Genomic DNA, 2,043 nt, shown 5'->3' with positions numbered 1-2,043 from the left:
CGGCGGGGTCCCGGTGCCCGGCGATCGTCGCCACCATGTCCAGGACCTGACGGGTCTCGGCGACCTCGTGGACGCGGTAGACCTGCGCGCCCAGCCAGGCCGAGACCGCCGTCGTCGCCAGCGTGCCGATGACGCGCTCCTTGACCGGCTTGTCCAGGGTCTCGCCCACGAAGTCCTTGTTCGAGAGCGAGACCAGGACCGGCCAGCCCGTCTCCACCATCTCGCCCAGCCTGCGGGTGGCCTCCAGGCTGTGCCGGGTGTTCTTGCCGAAGTCGTGCCCCGGGTCGATGAGGACCGACTCGCGCGGCACCCCGAGGGCGACCGCGCGCTCGGCGAGACCGACGGTCACACGCAGGATGTCGGCCATCACGTCCTCGTAGGTGACGCGGTGCGGCCTCGTTCGCGGCTCGGCACCGCCCGCGTGCGTGCACACCAGGCCCACTCCGTACCGCGCGGCGGCCTCAGCGAGCCGGGGGTCGACACCGCCCCAGGCGTCGTTGAGCAGGTCGGCGCCCGCCTCGCACACGGCCTCGCCGACGTCGTGCCGCCAGGTGTCGACGCTGATCACCACGTCGGGGAAGCGCCTGCGCACCTCCGCCACGAAGCCGACCGTACGGCGCGCCTCCTCCTCGGCGGAGACCTCGTCCCCGGGGCCCGCCTTGACGCCGCCGATGTCGATGATCGCGGCACCCTCGGCCACCGCCTGTTCCACGCGGGCCAGGGCGGGCTCGTCCCGGAACGTCGCCCCCTGGTCGTAGAACGAGTCCGGTGTCCGGTTCACGATCGCCATGATCACCGGCTCGTGCGCGTCGAACTCGCGCCGTCCAAGCCTGAGCATCCCCTGTGGCCCTCCTGGGTCCTTGTCGCGGTTCGGCCGCCTGCGACCTTAACTGTCACAGCCGCATGGCACGATCGGACCCTGACACTTTCGGTACGGGCAGTCGAGCGTGGGGGCCTGCGGTCATGGTCTTGTTCTTGTTCCTGGTCATCGCGCTCGTCGTGGTGGTCGGCGCGGTGACCCTCGCCGTCGTGGGCGGCGGTGAGAGCGGCGCCCTGCCCGACGCCCCGCCCGAGCGCCTCACCGACCCGCTGCCCCCGGACCGGCCGCTGCGCCGCGCCGACGTCGACGCGGTCCGCTTCCCCATGGTCCTGCGGGGCTACGACATGGTGGACGTGGACGAGACCCTCAGCCGCCTGGGCGCGGAGCTCGCCGAGCGGGACGCCCGCATCGCCGAGCTTGAGGCGGCCCTGGCGGGCGCCCAGGCGACGGCGGTCACGGGCGGCGCCCTGTTCGAGGGCTACACACCGCGCCGCTCCGACGACGGACACGACGAGAAGTCCGTGCGGTCCGTACGGGACGTGGCACCCGTACGGGACGAGGTACCCCTGCGGGACGAGAAGCGGGACGAGGACGAGAGGGCCGACGACAAGTGAGCACAGAAACGGGCACGGGCACGGGCACGGGCGAGGACACGGGCACCGCCCCCGCTGAGGGAACGGACACCGACACCGACACCGTCACCGATACCGACGCTGTCGCGGGGCCGGACGGTGGTCTGCGCTGCCCCTGGGGCCTCTCCACCGAGGACTACGTGCTGTACCACGACGCCGAGTGGGGCCGCCCGGTCCGGGGTGACGACGCCCTGTTCGAGCGGCTCAGCCTGGAGGCCTTCCAGTCGGGCCTGTCGTGGATCACGATCCTGCGCCGCAGGGAGGGCTTCCGTGCGGCCTTCGCGGGGTTCGGCATCGCGGCGGTCGCGAAGTTCACCGACGAGGACCGCGAGCGGCTCCTGGCGGACCCCGGCATCATCCGCAACCGCGCCAAGATCGACGCGACGCTGGCCAACGCGCGCGTGCTCGTGGACTGGCCCCGGGGCGAACTGGACGAGCTGATCTGGTCGTTCGCCCCGGACCCGGTCTCCCGTCCGGCCCCGAAGAGGCTCTCCGACGTCCCGGCGATCACCCCGGAGTCCACGGCCCTGTCCCCCCCCCCCCCCCCCCCCCCCCCCCCCCCCCCCCCCCCCCGGGGCCAGTCCACGAGCA

At 73.1% G+C, this 2,043-nt stretch carries 3 protein-coding genes; 2 read left to right on the top strand and 1 reads right to left on the bottom strand.

The window, feature by feature from the left end:
• A partial coding sequence (folP, locus tag AB8Z36_RS37560; RefSeq protein WP_369217860.1) for a dihydropteroate synthase occupies nucleotides 1-838 on the bottom strand: 838 nt, incomplete at its 3' end.
• A 125-nt stretch (nucleotides 839-963) separates the two neighbouring features.
• Here folP and AB8Z36_RS37555 point away from each other — a divergent pair.
• The gene (locus tag AB8Z36_RS37555; RefSeq protein WP_369217859.1) at nucleotides 964-1,434 is read left to right on the top strand and encodes a DivIVA domain-containing protein; all 471 of its coding nucleotides are present in this window, start codon (nucleotides 964-966) and stop codon (nucleotides 1,432-1,434) included.
• A gap of 122 nt (nucleotides 1,435-1,556) precedes the next feature.
• Nucleotides 1,557-2,043, top strand: a 487-nt coding sequence (locus AB8Z36_RS37550) for a DNA-3-methyladenine glycosylase I (RefSeq protein ID WP_369217861.1), incomplete at its 3' end; no start/stop codon positions are given.

The sequence above is a fragment of the Streptomyces flavofungini genome (assembly GCF_041028215.1).
GTDB classification, from domain to species: Bacteria; Actinomycetota; Actinomycetes; order Streptomycetales; family Streptomycetaceae; genus Streptomyces; species Streptomyces flavofungini_B.
The sequence above is the reverse complement of the archived record's forward strand: the minus strand, read 5'-3'. Positions and strand labels throughout refer to the sequence as shown.